Origin of the sequence: Pseudomonas fluorescens (assembly GCF_002022275.1) — a bacterium.
GTDB classification, from domain to species: Bacteria; Pseudomonadota; Gammaproteobacteria; order Pseudomonadales; family Pseudomonadaceae; genus Aquipseudomonas; species Aquipseudomonas fluorescens_AJ.
Window position 1 is genome coordinate 67,060 of record NZ_MSDF01000020.1, and the last position, 21,285, is coordinate 88,344.

Genomic DNA, 21,285 nt, shown 5'->3' on the forward strand with positions numbered 1-21,285 from the left:
CCTATGTCACTAAATTTCCCGCTGTTGCTGGTCATCGCTGTCGCCGTTTGCGGCCTCCTGGCGTTGCTTGATCTGGTGTTCTTCGCCCCGCGTCGGCGGGCGGCTATCGCCTCCTATCAGGGCAGCGTCAGCCAGCCCGATGCGGTGGTCGTCGAGAAGCTGAACAAAGAGCCTCTGCTGGTTGAATACGGCAAGTCGTTCTTCCCGGTGTTGTTCATCGTGCTGGTGCTGCGTTCGTTCCTGGTGGAACCGTTTCAGATCCCTTCGGGCTCGATGAAACCTACCCTGGACGTGGGCGACTTCATCCTGGTGAACAAGTTTTCCTACGGGATTCGCCTGCCGGTGCTCGACAAGAAAGTCATCCCGGTCGGTGACCCGCAGCGCGGCGACGTCATGGTGTTTCGCTACCCGAGCGACCCGAACGTCAACTACATCAAGCGTGTAGTGGGCCTGCCGGGTGACGTGATTCGCTACACCAGCGACAAGCGTCTGTTCGTCAACGGTGAGTCGGTGGCCGAGAAACTGCTCGGCACCGAGCCGAACACCCTGGGCAGCGCCGAGCTGTACCAGGAGAAACTCGGCACGGTAGAGCACGAAATCCGCAAGGAAATGAGTCGCTACCGTGCAATGCCGGATGGCGAATGGAAAGTGCCTGCCGGGCACTACTTCATGATGGGCGACAACCGGGACAACTCCAACGACAGCCGTTACTGGGATGACCCCAATATTCCCAAGGACCTGCTGGGCATGGTTCCCGACGAGAATATCGTCGGCAAGGCCTTCGCGGTCTGGATGAGCTGGCCGGAACCCAAACTCAGCCACCTGCCGAACTTCTCGCGGGTCGGGCTGATCAAGTAATACAGGCGGCGCTGTGAACACAGCGCCGAATGCTTTTCTGGGGTGGGGACAATCATTGGCCCGGCCCCTTGCTGCATCAATCAGGATTTGAATTTGAACACTGCGTCAATCGTCGATGGCCGCCGGTGCCACCACACAGATATGGGTAAACCGTGAGCGTTTCTCTAAGCCGTCTCGAGCGCCAGCTCGGCTACACCTTCAAGGACCAGGAATTGATGGTCCTTGCCCTCACACACCGCAGCTTTGCAGGGCGTAACAACGAACGCCTGGAATTCCTCGGTGATGCCATCCTTAACTTCGCGGCCGGTGAGGCGCTGTTCGAGCGTTTCCCGCAAGCGCGCGAAGGCCAGCTGTCACGCTTGCGTGCGCGCCTGGTAAAAGGCGAGACCCTGGCCGTGCTGGCCCGTGGTTTCGGCCTGGGCGAGTACCTGCGGTTGGGTTCCGGTGAGCTGAAAAGCGGCGGTTTCCGTCGCGAGTCGATCCTGGCCGATGCCCTGGAAGCCTTGATCGGTGCGATCTACCTCGATGCAGGTATGGAGACGGCCAAGGAGCGCGTGGTCGCCTGGTTGGCGTCGGAGATTGAAAGCCTGACGCTGGTCGACACCAACAAAGATCCCAAGACCCGCCTGCAGGAATACCTGCAGTCCCGCGGTTGCGAACTGCCACGCTACGAAGTGGTGGATATCCAGGGTGAGCCTCATTGCCGCGTGTTCTTCGTGGAATGTGAAATCACCTTATTGAATGAAAAAAGCCGAGGTCAGGGTGTGAGCCGTCGTATTGCCGAACAGGTAGCGGCCGCTGCAGCACTGATTGCCCTGGGCGTGGAGAATGGCCATGACTGATTCAACCGCAACACGCTGTGGCTATGTTGCCATCGTCGGCCGCCCGAACGTGGGCAAGTCCACGCTGCTGAACCACATCCTCGGCCAGAAACTCGCGATCACCTCGCGCAAGCCGCAGACCACTCGCCACAACATGCTGGGCATCAAGACCGAAGGCACCGTGCAAGCGGTCTACGTCGACACCCCGGGCATGCACAAAGGCGGCGAGAAAGCGCTTAACCGTTACATGAACAAAACCGCTTCGGCGGCGTTGAAAGACGTCGACGTGGTGATCTTCGTGGTCGACCGCACCAAGTGGACCGACGAAGACCAGATGGTTCTCGAGCGTGTGCAGTACGTCACCGGCCCTTTGATCGTCGCGCTGAACAAGACCGACCGCATCGAAGACAAAGCCGAGCTGATGCCGCACCTGAGCTGGCTGCAGGAACAACTGCCGAACGCCCAGATCATCCCGATCTCGGCCCAGCACGGTCACAACCTTGAAGCCCTGGAACGCGTGATTGCCGAGCATCTGCCGGAGAACGAGCACTTCTTCCCGGAAGACCAGATCACTGACCGCAGCAGCCGCTTCCTTGCTGCCGAACTGGTGCGCGAGAAAATCATGCGCCAGATGGGTGCTGAGCTGCCGTACCAGATCACCGTCGAAATCGAAGAGTTCAAGCAGCAGGGCAAAACCCTGCATATTCATGCATTGATCCTTGTCGAACGTGACGGCCAGAAGAAAATCATCATTGGCGACAAGGGCGAGCGTATCAAGCGCATCGGCACCGAAGCGCGCAAGGACATGGAGTTGTTGTTCGATTCCAAGATCATGCTTAACCTGTGGGTGAAGGTGAAGGGTGGTTGGTCCGACGACGAACGCGCATTGCGTTCCCTGGGCTACGGCGACTTGTAATAACACCGCTGGACTAAAATGTGGGCGGGCTTGCTGTGGCGAGCAGGCTTGCCCTGCGTTGGGCTGCGAAGCGGCCCCAAAACTTGCCACTGAGGTCTGTCCGTAGAACCGGGTTGATCTTATGGGGCTGCTCTGCAGCCCAACGCAGGGCAAGCCTGCTCGCCACAGTGAGTGTTCACTCAGCACATTGATTGCTCTTCAGAGATTCCCCGTCTCATGTCCCAATCCCAACCCACCAGCCAACTCGCGTACGTCCTGCACAGCCGCGCCTACCGCGAGACCAGCGCCCTGGTGGACTTCATCACGCCCCAAGGCCGCCTGCGCGCAGTCTTGCGCAGTGCGCGAGGCAAGGCGGGTACTCAGGCCCGGCCTTTCGTGGCGCTGGACGTGGAGTTTCGGGGCAAGGGTGAGTTGAAAAACGTCGGCCGTCTGGAAAGCGTCGGCATCTCCCCTTGGCTGAACGGTGAGGCCTTGTTCAGCGGCCTCTACCTCAATGAATTGCTGATTCGCTTGCTTCCTGCCGAAGACCCACACCCGGGCGTCTTTGATCATTACGCCGCCACCTTGTTGGCCCTGGCCGAAGGCCGACCGCTGGAGCCGCTGTTGCGCGCGTTCGAATGGCGCCTGCTCGACGACCTGGGCTACGGCTTCGAACTGGCCAACGACCTGCACGGTGACCCCATTGCCGCCGACGGCATGTACCGCCTGCAAGTCGACGCCGGCCTTGAGCGCGTGTACCTGCTGCAACCGGGCCTGTTTCAGGGCACCGAGCTGTTGGCCATGAGCGAAGCCGACTGGAGCGCGCCGGGCGCATTGTCCGCCGCCAAACGTCTGATGCGTCAGGCGCTGGCTGTGCACTTGGGCGGACGGCCACTGGTCAGTCGCGAGTTGTTTCGAAAGCCCTGACAACCCCGTGTATGCTGTGCGGCGTTTCTTTCCCTTTTCAGGAGCGCTTCCGTGACCACCAGCAATCGCATTCTTCTTGGCGTCAACATCGACCACGTCGCTACCCTGCGCCAGGCCCGGGGCACCCGTTACCCTGACCCGGTCAAGGCCGCGCTGGACGCCGAAGAAGCGGGCGCCGACGGCATCACCGTGCACCTGCGCGAAGACCGCCGTCACATCCAGGAGCGCGACGTACTTGTGCTCAAGGATGTGCTGCAAACCCGCATGAATTTCGAAATGGGCGTGACCGAAGAAATGATGCAGTTCGCTGAACGCATCCGCCCGGCGCACATCTGCCTGGTGCCAGAGACTCGCCAGGAACTCACTACCGAAGGCGGCCTCGATGTGGCTGGCCAGGAAGCGCGGATCAAGGCTGCGGTGGAGCGCCTGTCCGCAATCGGCAGCGAAGTCTCACTGTTCATCGACGCCGATGAGCGCCAGATCGAAGCCTCGCGTCGCGTCGGCGCACCCGCCATCGAACTGCACACGGGCCGTTACGCCGATGCCACCACCCCAACCGAAGTCGCCGATGAGCTGCAACGCATCATTGACGGTGTGAGCTGCGGTCTCAAAGAGGGCCTGATCGTCAACGCCGGTCATGGCCTGCACTACCACAACGTCGAAGCCGTGGCCGCGATCAAGGGCATCAACGAACTGAACATCGGCCATGCGCTGGTGGCGCACGCGCTGTTCGTCGGTTTCAAAGGCGCGGTTGCCGAGATGAAAGCCCTGATTCTGGCCGCCGCCAAACCCTAAGCGAGCACTGTTTCAAACACACTGAAGATCAAAAATGTGGGAGCTGGCTTGCCTGCGATGACGGTGAATCAGTCAGCACATGTATTGGCTGACCCACCGCCATCGCAGGCAAGCCAGCTCCCACATGAGTATGCAGTGAATTCGGCATGCGGCAATGCGAAGCCTTACTGTTTAGCCGGTGCAGGTGTATCGTATCTGCCCTTTGCAGGCCCCGGGTCTGCGGCAGATACGTGAGGTTGTTGTGTCCCGATCCTTTTCCCGTCGACAAATCCTGGGTGGTCTTGCAGGCCTGGCCGTCGTAGGCGTCGGTGCCGGTGGCGCCTACCGCTACTGGCTGGGGAAAGTCGCCGAATCCGAGGCCGGGCACGATTACCAGCTGATTGCCGCGCCGCTGGACGTCGAACTGGTGCCGGGCCACAAGACCGAAGCCTGGGCGTTTGGCCCTTCGGCGCCGGGCACCGAGTTGCGCGTGCGGCAGGGCGAGTGGCTGCGGGTGCGCTTTATCAACCACCTGCCGGTCGCCACCACCATCCACTGGCACGGCATCCGCTTGCCGCTGGAAATGGACGGTGTGCCTTACGTCTCGCAACTGCCGGTATTGCCCGGCGAATACTTCGACTACAAATTCCGCGTGCCCGACGCCGGCAGCTACTGGTATCACCCCCACGTGAACAGCAGCGAAGAACTCGGCCGTGGCCTGGTCGGCCCGCTGATCATCGAAGAGCGCGAGCCTACCGGTTTCAAGCATGAACGTACCCTGAGCCTGAAAAGCTGGCACGTGGATGAAGAGGGCGCGTTCGTCGCATTCAGCATCCCCCGTGAAGCGGCACGTGGCGGCACGGCCGGGCGGCTGTCGACGATCAATGGCGTGCCCCAGGCGGTGGTCGATCTGCCGGCCGGGCAAATCACCCGCGTGCGTCTGCTTAACCTCGACAATACCCTGACCTATCGCATCAACATTCCCGACGTCGAAGCGCAGATCTATGCGCTGGACGGCAACCCCATCGAGCCGCGCCCGCTGGGAGAGGAATACTGGCTGGGCCCGGGCATGCGCATCTGCCTGGCGATCAAGGCGCCGCCCGCCGGTGAAGAACTCTCCATCCGGAATGGCCCGGTGCGCCTCGGCACCTTCCGCTCAGTGGCCAACACCGACGCCCCGACCGAATGGCCGCCCGCGCTGCCCGCCAACCCGATCGCCGAGCCGGACCTGGCCAATGCGGAGAAACTCAACTTCAATTTCGAATGGGTCGGCTCCGTGTCTGTTGACGACGGCAAGCCGCCAAGCCTGTGGCAGATCAACGGCAAGGCTTGGGACATCACCGACAAAACCTGCGCCGACCGCCCGATTGCCAAGCTGGAAAAGGGCAAGAGCTACATTTTCGAATTGAAGAACATGACCCAGTACCAACACCCGATCCACCTGCATGGCATGAGCTTCAAGGTGATCGCCTCGAACCGTCACAAGGTGATTCCGTATTTCACCGACACTTACTTGCTCGGCAAAAACGAACGCGCTCGCGTCGCGTTGGTGGCGGATAACCCGGGGGTGTGGATGTTCCATTGCCACGTGATCGACCATATGGAAACCGGCCTGATGGCCGCCATCGAGGTGGCGTGATGCGTCAGATTCGACCTGCCGCGATTATCGACCGCAGCCGCGACCAGGACTTCATGCGTGAGGCCCTGGCCCTGGCCGCTCAAGGTGCGGCACTGGGCGAAGTGCCCGTCGGCGCGGTGCTGGTGCAGGACGGTGAGATCATCGGCCGTGGTTTCAATTGCCCGATCAGCGGCAACGACCCCAGTGCCCATGCGGAAATGGTTGCCATACGCGCGGCGGCGCAGGCGATCAGCAACTATCGGCTGGTGGGCAGCACGCTGTACGTGACGCTGGAACCGTGCAGCATGTGCGCGGGCTTGATCGTGCATTCGCGAGTCTCGCGGGTGGTGTATGGGGCGCTGGAGCCGAAGGCGGGGATTGTGCAGAGCCAGGGGCAGTTTTTTACCCAGGGCTTTTTGAATCATCGGGTGTTGTATGAGGGTGGGGTGTTGGCTGAAGAGTGTGGGGCTGTGTTGAGCGAGTTCTTCAAGGCCAGAAGAGCGCGCTGATGATCGTTCCCACGCTCTGCGTGGGAATGCCTCTTGTGACGCTCCGCGTCACGCTTTGGGACGCAGAGCGTCCCGGGCTGCATTCCCACGCGGAGCGTGGGAACGATCTGTTACTTCCGGGCGATGATGACTGCCCGCATTGGCGCCGGCAGCCCTTCAACCGTCTTGCTGTGATCATCCGGGTCAAGGAAGTCACTCAGCGACTGATACTTCATCCAGTCAGTCCCACGCTGCTCTTCTACGGTGGTCACGCTCACGTCTACACACCGCACATCGCTGAAACCCGCGCGCCGCAGCCACAGCATCAACGCCGGCACCGACGGCAGGAACCACACGTTGCGCATCTGCGCGTAGCGGTCTTCCGGCACCAGCACTTGCTGCTGATCGCCTTCCACCACCAGCGTTTCCAGGACCAACTCGCCGCCTTTGACCAGGCAATCTTTCAATGCCAGCAAATGCTCGATCGGCGAGCGGCGGTGATAGAACACGCCCATCGAAAACACGGTGTTGAAACCTTCCATGTTCGGCGGCAAGTCTTCAAACGGGAAGGGCAGGTGCCAGGCTTTGGGCGCTGACAAATAGCGCTGCACGGCCTGGAACTGGCAGAAAAACAACCAGTTCGGGTCCACGCCAATCACACTGTCTGCACCGGCGCCGAGCATGCGCCACATGTAGTAACCGTTGCCGCAGCCCACGTCGAGGATGCGTTTACCCTTTAAATCCAGGTGCGGCGCAACGCGCGACCACTTCCAGTCCGAGCGCCATTCGGTGTCCACATGCACGCCGAACAGGTTGAACGGCCCTTTGCGCCACGGGCTCAAGCCCATCAACGCGCTGTGCATTTGCTCGCGGGTGGCGTCGTCGCAGTCGGTGTCGAGTGTCAGGCCATTGAGCAAATCGACTTCACTGGGCTGAATCTTCGGCAGCGCATCCAATGCACTCTGCCAACGCTCCAGGTCGCCATGACCCTTTTCCATTTTGCTGTCGAGCTGCGCTTGCAGGCCTTGGGCCCACACGGCCAGAGGAGTGCCGACCAGATGGCGGGCGAGGGGGGATAGATCAATCATGGCAAGGCAATCAACGAGGCAAAGTTAAGACACTGGAACCACGGCACGACTTTCGAGAACCCGGCCGCCAGCAGGCGTTCGCGGTGTTCTTCGAGGCTGTCGGGCTTCATGACGTTTTCGATGGCGCTGCGCTTCTGGGCGATTTCCAGTTCGCTGTAGCCGTTGGCGCGCTTGAACGCGATGTGCAGATCGGTGAGCAGCGCGTGTTCTTCACTGTCGTTGAAGCGCAGCTTTTCCGAGAGAATCAACGCGCCGCCGGGCAGCAGTGACTGGCGGATACGCGCGAGCAACGCCAGGCGCTCGTCCGGGGCAATGAATTGCAGGGTGAAGTTCAGCGCCACCACCGAGGCGGGTTGGAACTGCAGCGCGAGGATATCGCCCTCAATCACCTCAACCGGCAGCAACTCCTGGAACATTGAATCCTGGCCATTGAGGTATTCGCGGCAACGCTCGACCATCGCTGCGGAGTTATCCACAGCGATAACCCGGCAACCGTCGGTGCGCACATGGCGGCGCAACGCTTGTGTCACGGCGCCGAGAGATGAACCCAAGTCGTAGAGCACGCTATTGGGCTGGGCAAATTGAGCCGCGAGTACGCCGAGGTTCTCGACGATGGTGGGGTAACCCGGCACCGAGCGCTTGATCATGTCCGGGAACACCCGCACCACGTCCTCGTTAAAGGCGAAGTCCGGCACCTGGGGCAGGGGCTGGGCGAATAGGCGATCGGGTTCTTTGCTCACGGCTGTTCCGGCGACGATGGGGAGAGGTCGGCATTTTAGCCAACTTGTCCCTCATGTGCGCGGGTTGTCTGATGGAACGCCGAGGCGGTGATGCCCCACTGGCCGAGCCAGTAGGTGGTGATCAACAGATACGGCGCTGCTTCAAACGCCACCACAAACCGATTAATCCCAATCAGCGTATCTGAAAACACAAACGACACCGCACCCGCCGCCGCCAATAACGCCGACTGTTTCGGCACATCACTGCCCAGCCGCGCGAGCGCACGCCAGAGCATGGCGCTGATCACCAATGCGTAAACCACCACCGGAATCAGCAAGTCGCCCAGTCCGTGGGAAATCAGGATGCTTAGCAAGATGGCACCCACGCCCAGCGCCAATACCAACGGCAACAACGCCAAACGGCGACAATCGCTGAAATAGGCTTTCAAGTACGCCAGGTGCGCAAACAGAAAGGCGCCAAGGCCAAAGATAAACAGGTCACCCGGCCAGGCGAGCAATACATCGCCGACCAGGGAAAAAATCAGCCCCAGGCTGATCCAGCGTCGATAGTCGGTGGGCGGCGCGTCATGCAACCAACCCAGCAGCGCCAGCACCGGCAACGGTTTGACCAGCAGGCACAACAGCGCCGCATGGGTGGTCAGGCCGTAGATAAAGGTACCGGCGCCCATCAACGCAAGAATCAGCCAAGGCATATCAGTTCACCGTGATGGCACAGTCGAAGGTTTCGGCCGGTTCGGCTTCAGGCTCCCACGGCTGTTGAGAGGTCAGGCGCAAACGTCCCTGGCCGGCCGCAAAGGCCTGGAAGCGCCAGGTGGATTGGCCACCACCGCCGACCACGCCGGATTCGGTGCTGCTGTAGACCTCCGGGCTCAAGGCACGCAGCACGCCGCCGGCGGAATCCTGGATGGCCCAGCGGTAGCCGGTGGTGGGGTTGCTTGGAAGGGTGAGGATCAGGTTTTGCCCGGATTTGAGCTGGAGCGGGCAGGCGCTCTGGTTGTCCACGGTGACGTTTTGCTTCGGCGTACTGGCGCACGCAGCCAGCAGGGCAAGGCTCAAGGGGAGAAGCAGGCGGGCAGCGGTCATGGGGGCTCCGTTGATTCACGACGAAGGGCGAGCATAACCGAAGATGAGTCAGGGTGTGACAGGCAGGGTAATTGTGTTGTCAGGGCTGACCCCATCGCGGGCAAGCCCGCTCCCACAGTTGACCGTGTTGGCATTAACAACACCGATACCTGTGGGAGCGGGCTTGCCCGCGATGAGGCCAGATCAGCCCCTGAAAATCTGTCAAAACAACACTTTGGCCACATCCGCAAACCGCTTGGCAAAGTGCACGGTCATGCCTTCCTTCAAATACTCCGGCAACTCCTCAAAGCTGCCACGGTTCGGCTCCGGCAGGATCAGCTCATGAATCTTCTGGCGCCGCGCCGCAATTACCTTCTCGCGCACGCCGCCAATCGGCAGCACATGCCCGGTCAGCGTTAGCTCACCGGTCATGGCCACGCCTTTTTTCGGCGGCTGATTACGCGCCAGTGACAGCAACGCACTGGCCATGGTAACCCCGGCGCTTGGGCCGTCTTTGGGTGTGGCACCTTCCGGCACGTGCAAGTGCACGAAGGCTTCGTCGAAGAACTTCGGATCACCGCCAAATGACTTCAGGTTCGAGCTGATGTAGCTGTAGGCAATTTCGGCGGACTCTTTCATCACTTCACCCAATTGCCCGGTGAGCTTGAAGCCGCGGTTGAGCGTGTGGATGCGTGTTGCCTCGATCGGCAAGGTCGCGCCGCCCATGCTGGTCCAGGCCAGGCCGGTAATGACCCCGGTGCCGGACAGCACTTGCTCATTGCGGAACACCGGCATGCCCAGAGAGCTTTCCAGGTCCTTGTTGCCGATCTTGATCACCGAGTCCGGCTCATCCAGCAGCTTGACCACGGCCTTGCGCACCAGTTTGCCCAGCTGTTTTTCCAGCTGACGCACCCCGGCTTCACGGGCGTAACCGTCGATCAATGCGCGCAGGGCACCGTCGCTGATGGTCAGGCTGTTTTTCGACACGCCGGCTTTATCCAGCTGTTTGGGCCACAAGTGGCGCTTGGCGATGGCGACTTTTTCTTCAGTGATATAGCCCGACAGGCGAATCACTTCCATACGGTCCAGCAACGGCCCGGGAATTGAATCCAGGGTGTTGGCGGTGCACACGAACAGCACTTTGGACAGGTCCAGGCGCAGGTCAAGGTAGTGGTCGAGGAATTCGACGTTTTGCTCAGGGTCGAGGGTTTCCAGGAGTGCCGATGCCGGGTCGCCCTGGTAGCTCTGGCCCATCTTGTCGATCTCGTCGAGCATGATGACCGGGTTCATCACTTCCACATCCTTGAGCGCCTGCACCAGCTTGCCCGGCAGGGCGCCGATGTAGGTGCGCCGATGACCCTTGATCTCGGCCTCGTCGCGCATGCCGCCGACGCTGAAGCGGTAAAACGGCCGGCCCAGGGACTCGGCAATGGATTTACCCACGCTGGTCTTGCCCACGCCCGGCGGGCCCACCAGCAGCACGATGGAACCGGCGACCTCACCTTTATAAGCGCCCACTGCGAGGAATTCGAGGATGCGACTTTTGATGTCGTCCAGGCCAGCGTGGTGTTTATCCAGCACCTTGCGCGCGTGTTTCAGGTCGAGTTTGTCCTCGCCATACACACCCCACGGCACCGAGGTCGCCCAGTCGAGGTAGTTGCGGGTCACGGCGTATTCCGGCGAGCCCGTCTCCAGGATCGACAGTTTGTTCAGCTCTTCATCAATCCGTTTTTGCGCCTGAGGCGGCAGCACTTTGCCCACCAGGCGTTGTTCGAACTGTTCGACGTCCGCACTGCGGTCATCCTTGGTCAGCCCCAGCTCCTGCTGGATGACCTTGAGTTGTTCCTTGAGGAAGAACTCGCGCTGATGCTCACCGATCTTGCGGTTCACCTCGGCGGAAATCTCTTTTTGCAGGCGTGCGACTTCGACTTCCTTGCGCAGCATCGGCAGCACTTTTTCCATGCGCTTGAGCATGGGCACGCAGTCCAGCACTTCCTGCAACTCGTTACCGGTGGCCGAGGTCAGCGCGGCGGCGAAGTCGGTGAGCGGCGATGGGTCGTTGGGGCTGAAGCGGTTGAGGTAGTTCTTCAGCTCTTCGCTGTACAGCGGGTTGAGCGGCAGCAGTTCCTTGATCGCATTGATCAGCGCCATGCCGTAAGCCTTGACCTCGTCGGTCGGCTGGGTCGGCTGGTGCGGGTATTCGACCTCCACCAGGTACGGTGGGCGGTGGTGCTTGAGCCAGGTCTTGATGCGTACGCGGGTCAGGCCCTGGGCGACGAACTGCAGCTTGCCGTTCTCGCGGCTGGCGTGGTGCACCTTCACCAGCGTGCCGTACAGCGGCAGCGCGGAGGTGTCGAAGTGGCGCGGGTCTTCCGGCGGCGTTTCCATGAAAAACAGCGCGAGGGAGTGGTGGTCGGACTTGCTCACCAGCTCCAGAGTCTCGGCCCATGGCTCTTCATTGACGATCACCGGCAGCACTTGCGCCGGGAAGAAGGGGCGGTTGTGGATCGGGATGATATAGACCTTGTCCGGCAGGTTTTGCCCAGGCAGCGCCAGGCCCGTGTTGGACGAAGGGGTTTCAGCGTTTTCGGGGTCAGCGTAATCGTTGAGGTCTAGATCAGGGAATTCTTGCTGGTCGCTCATGGGGCACCTGCATAAGGAAGTATGCAGGTTAGATGGGGCGGGGCAGCGGTGGTTTCAATGGGGGGAGTGAGATAGCAACATATTGCATGGATTTGCCAAGCCAGCTCCCACAGTTGGAATTGTGTTGGGTCAGCTGATTTTGTGCAGGTACGCCGGCAGAGGCTGTTCCGGCAGCACCGACAACACCTTCAACCGCTGCAACATCCGCTGCCGCGCCCGCTGCAAATGCTCGCGCAAATTCAGCGCTGCCGCATCAAATGCCCCATGCAGCAACAACTCCAGAATCAACCGATGTTCGGCGAGCATGGCCGGATCAGCACCGATCCCCAGCAAACGGTAGAAAATCCGGCTGATGATCATCGGGCTTTGCCCCTGGCGAATCAACGCTGCAATCTTGCGGTTTTGCAGGCCCGCCAGGCAGCGCTGGTGCAAATCCTCTTCGATTTGCTCGATGGCTTCCAGGCTGCACTGGGGGCTGTGCTGGGCATCGAGCACGCGTTGCAGCATACCTTCGAGCAGTTCGCGGTCCAGGTTCGGTGCGCTTTGGCGCAGCGCTTCGGGTTCCAGGCAGGCGCGCAGTTCGTAGTCTTCGGTGACTTCCCGCGCGGTCAGAGGCCCCGCCAGCCATTGGGAGTAGGGCTCTTTTTCGACCAGGCCACGGTCACGCAGACGCATCAGTGCTTCACGCACCACCGCGCGGCTGACGCCGTAGTGGTCGGCGGCGGCCTGTTCATCAAGGCGGTAATGGCCGAAGGCAATGCAGGTGGACAACGCCGCGCCGATTTCTTCGACAATCCGCTCGCCCAGTGGCCGGGTGTCGACCAACTCATCCTCGCCGTTCAGGCCCAGGTGCGCATGGCTCAGAGGCAGGCGCAACGGCTCCATCGCCAGGCCTTCGGGGTTGATCAGATAACCCCGGCCATTGAAGCGGCAAATCAGCCCTTCGTCATGCAACAGGTCCAGCGCCCGGCGCACCGGCACGCGGCTGGTACCGAACAGCTCGGCTAACGGCGCTTCCAGCAACACCAGCCCGTGACGGGCGGTACCGTTGACGATCGCGTCACGCATAACCTTGTGAATCATCGCGTAACGGGAGGCCGAGGCGGACACTGCTTTCATCGCTTTCTCAGGGGCTTGTAGGACGGTGGCCGGGGATTCTCTCATAAGTTGTGCCTGTCACCCTGCGCCACGTCGGTGGCACTTTTTTGGGGCCTTGTACGTTGGGTTGTTACTTTTTGCACCAAAATGTACTTATTAATAAAAGATACATTATTTCATCGCAACTCGGTCCGCGTGGTTCTGCGCGATTTTTTTGTTTGCCGAAAACGCATCTGGCACGCAGCTTCAAGCCCTGAAGACTGCTTCCGGTGAAAACCGTCTCTACAGACTGGCACGAAAGCTGCCTTTGTAAAATGTACATTTTATTAATATGTACGTTTTGTGAGAGTGATCATGATGTCAGACGCCACTTCACTGGCCGAAGCCTTCGCCAGCGGTCGCAGTGACCCGGTGCAAGCCCTCGAACAAGCGCTCGACGCTGCGCGCCGATCCACCGGCTTGTTTATTTCCCTGAGCGCCGAGCGGGCCCGTCGCGAAGCTGAAGCGGCCGCCGCCCGTTGGCGTGCAGGCCAGCCATTGAGTGTGTTTGACGGCGTGCCGCTGGCCTGGAAAGACTTGTTCGACGTGGCCGGCAGCATCACCACGGCTGGCGCGGCTTATCGGCGCAACGCACCTGCCGCCTCTCTGGATGCGCCCTGTGTAGGCCTGCTGTGCCGCGCCGGGATGGTCAGCGTGGGCAAGACCAACCTCAGCGAGCTGGCCTATTCCGGCCTGGGTTTGAACCCGCATTTCGGTACGCCGCATAACCCCCACGGCACCGATCAGCCACGCATTCCCGGTGGATCGTCCTCAGGTTCTGCCGTGGCCGTCGCCGCCGCAATAGTGCCCATCGCCATGGGTACCGACACCGCAGGCTCCATTCGGATTCCCGCCGCCCTTAACGGCCTGGTCGGTTACCGCGCCAGCAGCCGACGCTACAGCCGCGACGGCGTGTTCCCGCTCGCGCATACCCTCGACAGTCTGGGCCCGCTGACCCGCAGCGTGCGCGATGCGCTGGCCATCGATGACTTGCTGCATGGTCGCGCGCAAACCCACAGCGCCCGCAGTCTCAAGGGCCAACGCTTGGTGCTGGAGCAAGGCGCACTGGAAGACATCGAACCGGCCGTACGCAATAACCTGCTGCGCGCGATGGACCGGTTGAAGGCGGCAGGCGCGCTGGTCGAAGTACGCCCATCCGCAACCTTCCAGGCGACCCTGGACTTGATCAAACACCAAGGCTGGCTTGGCGCCTTTGAGGCCTTCGCCCTGCATGAAGCCTTGCTCGACAGCCCTGATGCCGAGCAACTCGACCCCCGTGTACGTCGCCGGCTCGAAGCTGCGCGTGCGCTGCCGGCCAGCCAACTCGTCCACCTGACTGACGCGCGTCGGCGCCTGCAGCACCGCCTGATCGACGACCTCGACGGCGCCATCCTCATCACCCCGACCGTCGCGCATGTCGCGCCACCTCTGGCCCCGCTGGAAGCTGACGACGAGCTGTTCGTTACCACCAACCTCGCCACTTTGCGCCTGACCATGCCCGGCAGTTTGCTCGACATGCCCGGCGTGACCCTGCCCAGTGGCCGCGATGCCCAGGGCCTGCCCACCGGGTTGCTGCTCAGCGCCCCGTCGGGGGAAGACGCTCGCCTGTTGCGTGCGGCGTTGTCCGTCGAATCCGTACTGACTATTTAAGGAGACACACCATGGCAAAAGACATCCTTTGTGCATTTGGCGTAGACGTTGACGCCGTCGCCGGCTGGCTCGGCTCCTATGGCGGCGAAGACTCGCCCGATGACATCTCGCGTGGCCTGTTCGCCGGGGAAATCGGTGCGCCGCGTTTGCTCAGGCTGTTCGAACGTTACGGCCTGCGCACCACCTGGTTTATCCCCGGCCACTCGATGGAAACCTTCCCCGAGCAGATGAAGGCGGTGGCGGATGCCGGGCACGAAATTGGCGTGCACGGTTACAGCCACGAAAACCCCATCGCGATGACCGCCGAGCAGGAAGAAATCGTCCTCGATAAATCCATTGAACTGATCACTCAAGTGACCGGCAAACGCCCCACCGGCTACGTCGCGCCATGGTGGGAATTCAGCAAGGTCACCAACGAACTGCTGCTGAAAAAAGGCATCAAGTACGACCACAGCCTGATGCACAACGACTTCCACCCCTACTACGTGCGCAAGGGCGACAGCTGGACCAAGATCGACTACAGCCAGCACCCCGACACCTGGATGAAACCCTTGGTGCGCGGCGAAGAAACCGATTTGGTGGAGATCTCGGCCAACTGGTACCTCGACGACCTGCCGCCGATGATGTTCATCAAAAAAGCCCCCAACAGCCACGGCTTCGTCAACCCGCGTCACCTCGAAGAAATGTGGCGCGACCAGTTCGACTGGGTCTACCGCGAACACGAACACGCGGTGTTCACCATGACCATCCACCCCGACGTCTCCGGCCGTCCGCAAGTGCTGCTGATGCTTGAGCGTTTGATTGAACACATCCAGAGCCATGCCGGTGTGCGCTTCGTCACCTTCGACGAAATCGCCGACGACTTTATCCGCCGCCAACCGCGTACCTGACCCCTTTGCCCACTCCCCGAGGCGCGATTCATGTCTATCTACAACAAGCTTGACCTGACTGGCTGGAAACCCCGGCAACTGACGTCCCAGGAAGTGCGCTTTGCGACCTGGATCGCGTTTTTCGCCTGGGTGTTTGCGGTGTATGACTTCATCCTCTTCGGCACCTTGCTGCCGGAGATCGGCCGGCACTTTGGCTGGGGTGAAGTGGAGCAAGCTGAAATCGCGACCTGGGTGGCGGTGGGCACGGCGGTGGTGGCCTTTGCCATCGGCCCCGTCGTCGATAAGTTGGGCCGTCGCAAAGGGATTATTTTCACCGTGGCCGGTTCGGCGCTGTGTTCGGCACTCACCGCGATTGGCGGGGCGTGGGGCAAGTCGCCGCTGATTTTGATTCGTTCGCTGGGTGGCCTGGGCTATGCCGAGGAAACCGTCAACGCCACGTATTTGAGCGAGCTGTATGGCGCTTCCGAAGACCCGCGGCTGACCAAGCGTCGCGGCTTTATCTACAGCCTGGTGCAGGGCGGCTGGCCGGTAGGCGCATTGATCGCTGCGGGTTTGACTGCGCTGTTGCTGCCGATCATCGGCTGGCAAGGCTGCTTTATTTTCGCTGCGATCCCGGCGCTAGTGATTGCGATCATGGCGCGCAAACTCAAAGAGAGCCCGCAATTCCAGATTCACCAGCGCATCAGCCAACTGCGCAAAAGCGGCGCGGTGACCGAAGCGCAAAACGTCGCCGTGACCTACGGCGTGGACTACGACGAGCACAGCAAGGCAGGCCTTAAAGCTGCGTTCCGTGGCCCGGCCCGCCGCGCCACGCTGGTGATCGGCGCCGCGCTGCTGCTCAACTGGGCGGCGATCCAGGTGTTCAGCGTGCTCGGCACGTCGGTGATCGTCAGCGTGCACCACATCTCGTTCGAGAACTCGCTGATCATCCTCGTGCTGTCGAACCTGGTGGGTTATTGCGGCTACCTGACCCACGGCTGGATGGGCGACAAGATCGGCCGCCGCAACGTCATCGGCCTGGGCTGGATGCTTGGCGGGCTGTCGTTCGCCGGGATGCTGTTTGGCCCGAGCAATATGCCGACGGTGGTCGGGCTCTACAGCCTGGGCCTGTTCTTCCTGATCGGGCCGTATTCGGCGGCGCTGTTTTTTATCAGCGAAAGCTTCCCCACCAGCATCCGCGCCACCGGCGGCGCGATTATCCACGCCATGGGCCCGATTGGCGCGGTGGTCGCAGGTTTTGGCGCGACGCAAGTGTTGTCCGCCGGCAGTGACTGGCAAACCGCGGCGCTGTGGTTCGGCGCGCTGCCGTGCTTTCTGTCGGGCGTGTTGATGTTTGCCGCGCGCCATGTGCATCCGGAAACCGTCCAGTAAGGAGTGTTAGATGAGCCGTAAAGTTGCCTTGATTACCGGTGCTGCCAGCGGCATCGGCCAGGCCCTCGCCGTGGCCTATGCCCGCATCGGCGTGGCGGTGGTGGGCGGGTATTACCCGGCCGACCCGCATGACCCGCACACCACTGTTGCCCTGGTGGAAGAAGCGGGCGGCGAGTGCCTCATGCTGCCGCTGGATGTGGGCGATACCGCCTCCGTGGACGCGCTGGCCGAAGCTGCCGTGCAGCATTTCGGTCGCCTCGATTACGCCGTGGCCAACGCCGGTTTGCTGCGCCGCGCGCCGTTGCTGGAGATGACGGACGAACTGTGGAACGAGATGCTCAATGTTGACCTGACGGGGGTGATGCGCACTTTCCGCGCAGCGACCCGACAGATGAAAGAGGGTGGGGCGCTGGTAGCGATTTCGTCGATCGCCGGCGGCGTGTATGGCTGGCAGGAGCACAGCCATTACGCGGCGGCGAAAGCCGGTGTGCCGGGGTTGTGCCGGTCGCTGGCGGTGGAGCTGGCGGCGCTGGGGATTCGTTGTAATGCGGTGATCCCGGGGTTGATCGAGACGCCGCAATCGCTGGGCGCGAAGAATTCGCTGGGGCCGGAAGGGCTGGCGAAAGCGGCGCGGGCGATTCCTTTGGGGCGGGTGGGCCGGGCGGATGAAGTGGCGTCGCTGGTGCAGTTTTTGACGAGCGAGGCATCAAGCTATTTGACCGGTCAGAGCATCGTCATCGACGGCGGCCTGACCGTGCGCTGGCCCGACTGACCACCCTCAATTTTAAAATGTGGGAGCTGGCTTGCCTGCGATGGCGGCAGGTCAGTTACTGCTGTATTCACTGGGCCACCGCTATCGCAGGCAAGCCAGCTCCCACAGGGGAACAAGGTTTGTCTCAGGAGATCTTTCATGCCTCAACTGACTAACCGCCGCGCCGTCATCACCGGCGCCGGCAGTGGCATCGGTGCTGCCATCGCCCGCGCCTACGCCGCCGAAGGCGCGCGCCTGCTGCTGGCCGACCGCAACGCCGCGAGTCTTGCCGAAACCGCAATCACCTGCCGCAACCTCGGCGCCGAGGTGTTCGAATGCCTGGCTGACGTGGGCACCGTCGAAGGCGCCCAAGCCAGCGTCGACCGCTGCGTCGAACATTTCGGCGGCATCGATATTCTGGTCAACAACGCCGGCATGCTCACCCAGGGGCGCTGCGTGGATCTCACCCTCGACATGTGGAACGACATGCTGCGCGTCGACCTCACCAGCGTGTTCGTCGCCAGCCAGCGTGCCCTGCCGCATATGCTCGCGCAGCGCTGGGGGCGGATCATCAACGTGGCCTCGCAACTGGGCATCAAGGGCGGTGCCGAGCTGACGCATTACGCCGCGGCCAAGGCCGGGGTGATTGGCTTCACCAAGTCGCTGGCGCTGGAAGTCGCCCAAGACAATGTGCTGGTCAACGCCATCGCGCCCGGCCCGATCGAGACGCCGTTGGTGGAAGGCATCAGCGACGAATGGAAACGCGCCAAGGCCAAAGAGCTGCCCCTTGGGCGTTTCGGTCTGGCCGACGAGGTGGCGCCCACCGCGGTGCTGCTGGCCAGCGAGCCCGGCGGCAACCTGTTCGTCGGCCAGACCCTGGGCCCGAACTCCGGCGACGTCATGCCATGAGTGAGGTGTAGCCATGTGCGGACTCTGCGGGCTGCTCGGTGAAGACCTGCACTGGAGCGACCCCTTGGGCGATGAGCTGCCCAGGCGCCGCGAGCGCTTGCGTCGGATCGCGGCGATCAATCAGGTGCTGGCGGTGTTCCGGCTCAAGGTAGAGGACTTTCAGGGCGCGTCGTATCTCCTGATGGGCGCCACCGGCAAACAGGAACTCGCCAGCGGTCTGGATCAGCTGTGGCAAGCCGCCGAAAGCATGCTCGGCCGCCCGCTGGACCCCCTCGACCCACGCCTGCTGGAATATCTGGAGTCATCATGAGCATCGCCCTTAACGTCATCACCGGCTTCCTCGGCAGTGGCAAAACCACCTTGCTCAAGCGCCTGCTGCAGGGCGAAAGCCTCGGCGACACGGCGTTGTTGATCAACGAATTCGGCGACGTCGGCATCGACCATCTGCTGGTAGAAGAAGTCGCGCCGGACACGGTGCTGCTGCCCGGTGGCTGTGTCTGCTGCTCGATTCGCGGCGAGCTGAAAGACGCGCTGCTCGGCCTGTTGCAACGCCGCGAGCGCGGCGAAATTCCGGCCTTCAAACGGGTGATCCTGGAGACCACCGGCCTCGCCGACCCGGCGCCGATCCTCGCCACCCTGAACAACGATGTGCAGCTGCGCGGGCGCTTTCATATCGGTCTGGTGATTACCTTGGTCGACGCCAGCCATGCCGCGCTGCAAGAGCGCCTGCACCCGGAGTGGCTGGCCCAGGTAGCAGCGGCGGATCGCCTGCTGCTGAGCAAGACCGACCTGGAAGGCGAGTGCGATGCCCTGCGTACGCACTTGCAGGCACTCAACGCCGGTACACCCATCCTCGATACCCACGACATTCACAGCGGCGATCAACTGCTGCTCGGCGAAGGTTTGCGCAGCGCCGAGCCGGCTGTGGAAGTCAGCCGCTGGCAACTGCATCAGACCACCACGGCAACCCATGGCGCGGCGCAGGTCTGCTGCCTGAACTTCGAGCAGCCGTTGGATTGGGTGGGGTTCGGGGTGTGGTTGTCGATGCTGCTAAGATGCCACGGCGAACGAATCCTTCGCGTCAAAGGACTGCTCAACGTGAACGCAAGCTCGGCCCCTATCGTCATTCATGGCGTGCAGCACTGCCTGCATGCCCCGGTTCATTTGCCCGCATGGCCGGGCAGCGACCGCCAGTCGCGCCTGGTGTTTATCCTGCGCGGCCTTGACCCGGCGTTGTTGCGCCGCTCCTTTGAGGTGTTCTCACGGCGGTTTGCAGCATGATCACCCTGCGCGTCCTTGGTACTTCCGTCACCTTGCTGGAAACGTTGCGCGTGCGCGCCGAGCAGGAGCTGGGCATTCGCCTGGTGTATCAGGTGCACGATGTTGAACAGGCCCAACGCATCGCGGTGATGCAGCCCGACAGCTACGACCTCTATGACCAATGGTTTCACAACGTCGATTTCGTGTGGCCGGCACGGGCGATCCAGCCGATCGACACGCGGCGCATTGCGCTGTGGCACGAGATCAACGACTTGCCCAAGCGTGGGCGCTTATCTCCAGGCGACCGCCTTGGCAGCGGCAGCGTGCCGAGCGAGCGCCTGTTTGTGCAGCACGATGGCAGCCTCGGCAGTACTGTCACTGAACGCATCAGTATGTTGCCCTTGACCCACAATGCGGACAGTTTTGCGTATCGCCCTGAGCGTTTGCCTGAAGGGTTCAGCCATGGCAATGAAAGCTGGGGCTGGTTGCTCGATCCCAGGTTGCGCGGGCGTACCGCACTGCAAAGCGACGCGGCTATTGGCGCGCTGGATGCCGCGTTGGCGGTGCAGGGTGCGGGGCTGGCTGGCTTCAAGGACATTGGCAATATGAGCATCGAGGAGATCGATGTGCTGGCCGATATTTTGGTGCGCAAGCAGAAGGAGGGGCATTTTGCGGCGTTCTGGTCGGACGATGAGGAGGCGGCGCAGTTGATGGTGAGTCCGAGTATCGATATCCAGAGCCTCTGGTCACCGACCTTGATGCGCTTGCACCGCGCGGGCGTGAAGTACCGGTTGGCGGTACCGCGTGAGGGGTATCGCGCGTGGTTTGGTGGGTTGTCGTTGTCGCGTCATGCTCAGGGGCCGGTGCTGGATGCGGCTTATGCTTATTTGAATTGGTGGTTGTCGGGGTGGCCTGGGGCGGTGATGGCGCGCCAGGGTTATTACATCGGTAACCCGGCGCGTACGCGGGATCATTTGAGCCGTGCCGAGTGGGATTACTGGTATGCCGGCAAGCCTGCCCGGGAGGAGTTGCCTGGCAGTGATGGACTGCCGCTGATTGAGGTGGGTGAAGTGCGTGATGGCGGGGCTTACGAGCAGCGGATGGGGCACATTGCGGTGTGGAATTCGGTGATGGATGAGCACAACTATCTGGTGCGCAGGTGGGGTGATTTCATGCGGGCTCGGGGTGTTTGATTTGTGTGCATATCCGTTGTTTGGGTAACGACTCTTCCCTTATATCGGGTTGCCCACGGATTCAAGACTGCGTGCGGCCAGCGATTGCGGTCTCCCAGACAAATGGAGATCCAAATGTGGGAGCGGGCTTGCTCGCGAATGCGGTGTATCAGTCACCATATTCATTGGCTGACACACCGCCTTCGCGAGCAAGCCCGCTCCCACACTTGA

At 61.7% G+C, this 21,285-nt stretch carries 21 protein-coding genes; 15 read left to right on the plus strand and 6 right to left on the minus strand.

Features of this window, described 5'->3' with window-relative positions; translation table 11 throughout:
* Positions 1 to 3 precede the first annotated feature (3 nt).
* The 7 genes from lepB to tadA all read left to right on the plus strand — a co-directional run bounded on the left by lepB (position 4) and on the right by tadA (position 6,402).
* A complete protein-coding gene (lepB, locus tag BFW87_RS16965) occupies positions 4 to 858 on the plus strand; it encodes a signal peptidase I (protein ID WP_078740906.1) in 855 nt (284 codons plus the stop codon).
* A gap of 152 nt (positions 859 to 1,010) precedes the next feature.
* Entirely contained in the window at positions 1,011 to 1,700 is a 690-nt protein-coding gene (gene rnc, locus BFW87_RS16970; protein WP_017136295.1) for a ribonuclease III, read from the plus strand.
* Positions 1,693 to 2,595, plus strand: a complete 903-nt coding sequence (era, locus tag BFW87_RS16975; protein ID WP_038851274.1) for a GTPase Era — start codon at positions 1,693 to 1,695, stop codon at positions 2,593 to 2,595. Before rnc ends, era begins: the two co-directional genes overlap by 8 nt.
* A 216-nt stretch (positions 2,596 to 2,811) precedes the next feature.
* The gene (recO, locus tag BFW87_RS16980) at positions 2,812 to 3,501 is read left to right on the plus strand and encodes a DNA repair protein RecO (RefSeq protein ID WP_078740907.1); all 690 of its coding nucleotides are present in this window, start codon (positions 2,812 to 2,814) and stop codon (positions 3,499 to 3,501) included.
* Between the two features lie 51 nt (positions 3,502 to 3,552).
* Complete coding sequence (gene pdxJ, locus BFW87_RS16985) at positions 3,553 to 4,296, plus strand: pyridoxine 5'-phosphate synthase (RefSeq protein WP_078740908.1); 744 nt, start codon at positions 3,553 to 3,555, stop codon at positions 4,294 to 4,296.
* 241 nt (positions 4,297 to 4,537) lie between these two features.
* Positions 4,538 to 5,914, plus strand: a complete 1,377-nt coding sequence (locus tag BFW87_RS16990; protein ID WP_139372450.1) for a multicopper oxidase family protein — start codon at positions 4,538 to 4,540, stop codon at positions 5,912 to 5,914.
* A complete protein-coding gene (tadA, locus tag BFW87_RS16995) occupies positions 5,914 to 6,402 on the plus strand; it encodes a tRNA adenosine(34) deaminase TadA (RefSeq protein WP_078740910.1) in 489 nt (162 codons plus the stop codon). The genes BFW87_RS16990 and tadA overlap by 1 nt, the downstream gene beginning before the upstream one ends.
* Before the next feature lie 110 nt (positions 6,403 to 6,512).
* On the opposite strand, the gene cmoB is transcribed toward tadA, so the two are convergent.
* From cmoB to BFW87_RS17025, 6 genes are all read right to left on the minus strand, one after another.
* Complete coding sequence (gene cmoB / locus BFW87_RS17000; RefSeq protein WP_078740911.1) at positions 6,513 to 7,469, minus strand: tRNA 5-methoxyuridine(34)/uridine 5-oxyacetic acid(34) synthase CmoB; 957 nt, start codon at positions 7,467 to 7,469, stop codon at positions 6,513 to 6,515.
* Positions 7,466 to 8,209 (minus strand): carboxy-S-adenosyl-L-methionine synthase CmoA, encoded by a 744-nt coding sequence (gene cmoA, locus BFW87_RS17005; RefSeq protein ID WP_078740912.1) that lies wholly within the window; start codon positions 8,207 to 8,209, stop codon positions 7,466 to 7,468. The genes cmoB and cmoA overlap by 4 nt, the downstream gene beginning before the upstream one ends.
* Positions 8,210 to 8,244: 35 nt before the next feature.
* Positions 8,245 to 8,901, minus strand: coding sequence for a lysoplasmalogenase (locus BFW87_RS17010; protein WP_078740913.1), 657 nt, complete (start codon positions 8,899 to 8,901; stop codon positions 8,245 to 8,247).
* 1 nt (position 8,902) lies between these two features.
* On the minus strand, positions 8,903 to 9,292 hold the full coding sequence (locus tag BFW87_RS17015) for a protease inhibitor I42 family protein (RefSeq protein WP_078740914.1): 390 nt from the start codon (positions 9,290 to 9,292) through the stop codon (positions 8,903 to 8,905).
* Between the two features lie 201 nt (positions 9,293 to 9,493).
* Positions 9,494 to 11,914, minus strand: coding sequence for an endopeptidase La (gene lon, locus BFW87_RS17020; RefSeq protein ID WP_078740915.1), 2,421 nt, complete (start codon positions 11,912 to 11,914; stop codon positions 9,494 to 9,496).
* Positions 11,915 to 12,043: 129 nt separating this feature from the next.
* Entirely contained in the window at positions 12,044 to 13,033 is a 990-nt protein-coding gene (locus tag BFW87_RS17025) for a GntR family transcriptional regulator (protein ID WP_078740916.1), read from the minus strand.
* Positions 13,034 to 13,369: 336 nt separating this feature from the next.
* Here BFW87_RS17025 and BFW87_RS17030 point away from each other — a divergent pair, with 336 nt between their 5' ends.
* From BFW87_RS17030 to BFW87_RS17065, 8 genes are all read left to right on the plus strand, one after another.
* On the plus strand, positions 13,370 to 14,701 hold the full coding sequence (locus tag BFW87_RS17030) for an amidase (protein ID WP_078740946.1): 1,332 nt from the start codon (positions 13,370 to 13,372) through the stop codon (positions 14,699 to 14,701).
* 11 nt (positions 14,702 to 14,712) lie between these two features.
* On the plus strand, positions 14,713 to 15,591 hold the full coding sequence (locus BFW87_RS17035) for a polysaccharide deacetylase family protein (protein WP_078740917.1): 879 nt from the start codon (positions 14,713 to 14,715) through the stop codon (positions 15,589 to 15,591).
* 30 nt (positions 15,592 to 15,621) lie between these two features.
* Positions 15,622 to 16,962, plus strand: a complete 1,341-nt coding sequence (locus BFW87_RS17040) for an MFS transporter (RefSeq protein WP_078740918.1) — start codon at positions 15,622 to 15,624, stop codon at positions 16,960 to 16,962.
* 10 nt (positions 16,963 to 16,972) lie between these two features.
* Positions 16,973 to 17,734 (plus strand): SDR family NAD(P)-dependent oxidoreductase, encoded by a 762-nt coding sequence (locus BFW87_RS17045; RefSeq protein WP_078740919.1) that lies wholly within the window; start codon positions 16,973 to 16,975, stop codon positions 17,732 to 17,734.
* A 138-nt stretch (positions 17,735 to 17,872) separates the two neighbouring features.
* Positions 17,873 to 18,622: an SDR family NAD(P)-dependent oxidoreductase gene (locus BFW87_RS17050; protein ID WP_078740920.1), complete on the plus strand. Its 750-nt coding sequence runs from the start codon at positions 17,873 to 17,875 to the stop codon at positions 18,620 to 18,622.
* A 13-nt stretch (positions 18,623 to 18,635) separates the two neighbouring features.
* Positions 18,636 to 18,932: a hypothetical protein gene (locus BFW87_RS17055; RefSeq protein ID WP_078740921.1), complete on the plus strand. Its 297-nt coding sequence runs from the start codon at positions 18,636 to 18,638 to the stop codon at positions 18,930 to 18,932.
* Positions 18,929 to 19,903, plus strand: coding sequence for a CobW family GTP-binding protein (locus tag BFW87_RS17060; protein WP_078740922.1), 975 nt, complete (start codon positions 18,929 to 18,931; stop codon positions 19,901 to 19,903). Before BFW87_RS17055 ends, BFW87_RS17060 begins: the two co-directional genes overlap by 4 nt.
* Complete coding sequence (locus BFW87_RS17065) at positions 19,900 to 21,075, plus strand: ABC transporter substrate-binding protein (RefSeq protein ID WP_078740923.1); 1,176 nt, start codon at positions 19,900 to 19,902, stop codon at positions 21,073 to 21,075. Before BFW87_RS17060 ends, BFW87_RS17065 begins: the two co-directional genes overlap by 4 nt.
* Positions 21,076 to 21,285: the final 210 nt, after the last annotated feature.

Coding starts and splice junctions, on each gene's coding strand:
- lepB (WP_078740906.1), top strand. CDS start 4: ATGTCACTAAATTTCCCGCTGTTGCTGGTCATCGCTGTCGCCGTTTGC.
- era (WP_038851274.1), top strand. CDS start 1,693: ATGACTGATTCAACCGCAACACGCTGTGGCTATGTTGCCATCGTCGGC.
- recO (WP_078740907.1), top strand. CDS start 2,812: ATGTCCCAATCCCAACCCACCAGCCAACTCGCGTACGTCCTGCACAGC.
- tadA (WP_078740910.1), top strand. CDS start 5,914: ATGCGTCAGATTCGACCTGCCGCGATTATCGACCGCAGCCGCGACCAG.
- cmoB (WP_078740911.1), bottom strand. CDS start 7,469: ATGATTGATCTATCCCCCCTCGCCCGCCATCTGGTCGGCACTCCTCTG.
- BFW87_RS17010 (WP_078740913.1), bottom strand. CDS start 8,901: ATGCCTTGGCTGATTCTTGCGTTGATGGGCGCCGGTACCTTTATCTAC.
- BFW87_RS17015 (WP_078740914.1), bottom strand. CDS start 9,292: ATGACCGCTGCCCGCCTGCTTCTCCCCTTGAGCCTTGCCCTGCTGGCT.
- lon (WP_078740915.1), bottom strand. CDS start 11,914: ATGAGCGACCAGCAAGAATTCCCTGATCTAGACCTCAACGATTACGCT.
- BFW87_RS17025 (WP_078740916.1), bottom strand. CDS start 13,033: ATGAAAGCAGTGTCCGCCTCGGCCTCCCGTTACGCGATGATTCACAAG.
- BFW87_RS17030 (WP_078740946.1), top strand. CDS start 13,370: ATGTCAGACGCCACTTCACTGGCCGAAGCCTTCGCCAGCGGTCGCAGT.
- BFW87_RS17035 (WP_078740917.1), top strand. CDS start 14,713: ATGGCAAAAGACATCCTTTGTGCATTTGGCGTAGACGTTGACGCCGTC.
- BFW87_RS17040 (WP_078740918.1), top strand. CDS start 15,622: ATGTCTATCTACAACAAGCTTGACCTGACTGGCTGGAAACCCCGGCAA.
- BFW87_RS17045 (WP_078740919.1), top strand. CDS start 16,973: ATGAGCCGTAAAGTTGCCTTGATTACCGGTGCTGCCAGCGGCATCGGC.
- BFW87_RS17050 (WP_078740920.1), top strand. CDS start 17,873: ATGCCTCAACTGACTAACCGCCGCGCCGTCATCACCGGCGCCGGCAGT.
- BFW87_RS17055 (WP_078740921.1), top strand. CDS start 18,636: ATGTGCGGACTCTGCGGGCTGCTCGGTGAAGACCTGCACTGGAGCGAC.
- BFW87_RS17060 (WP_078740922.1), top strand. CDS start 18,929: ATGAGCATCGCCCTTAACGTCATCACCGGCTTCCTCGGCAGTGGCAAA.
- BFW87_RS17065 (WP_078740923.1), top strand. CDS start 19,900: ATGATCACCCTGCGCGTCCTTGGTACTTCCGTCACCTTGCTGGAAACG.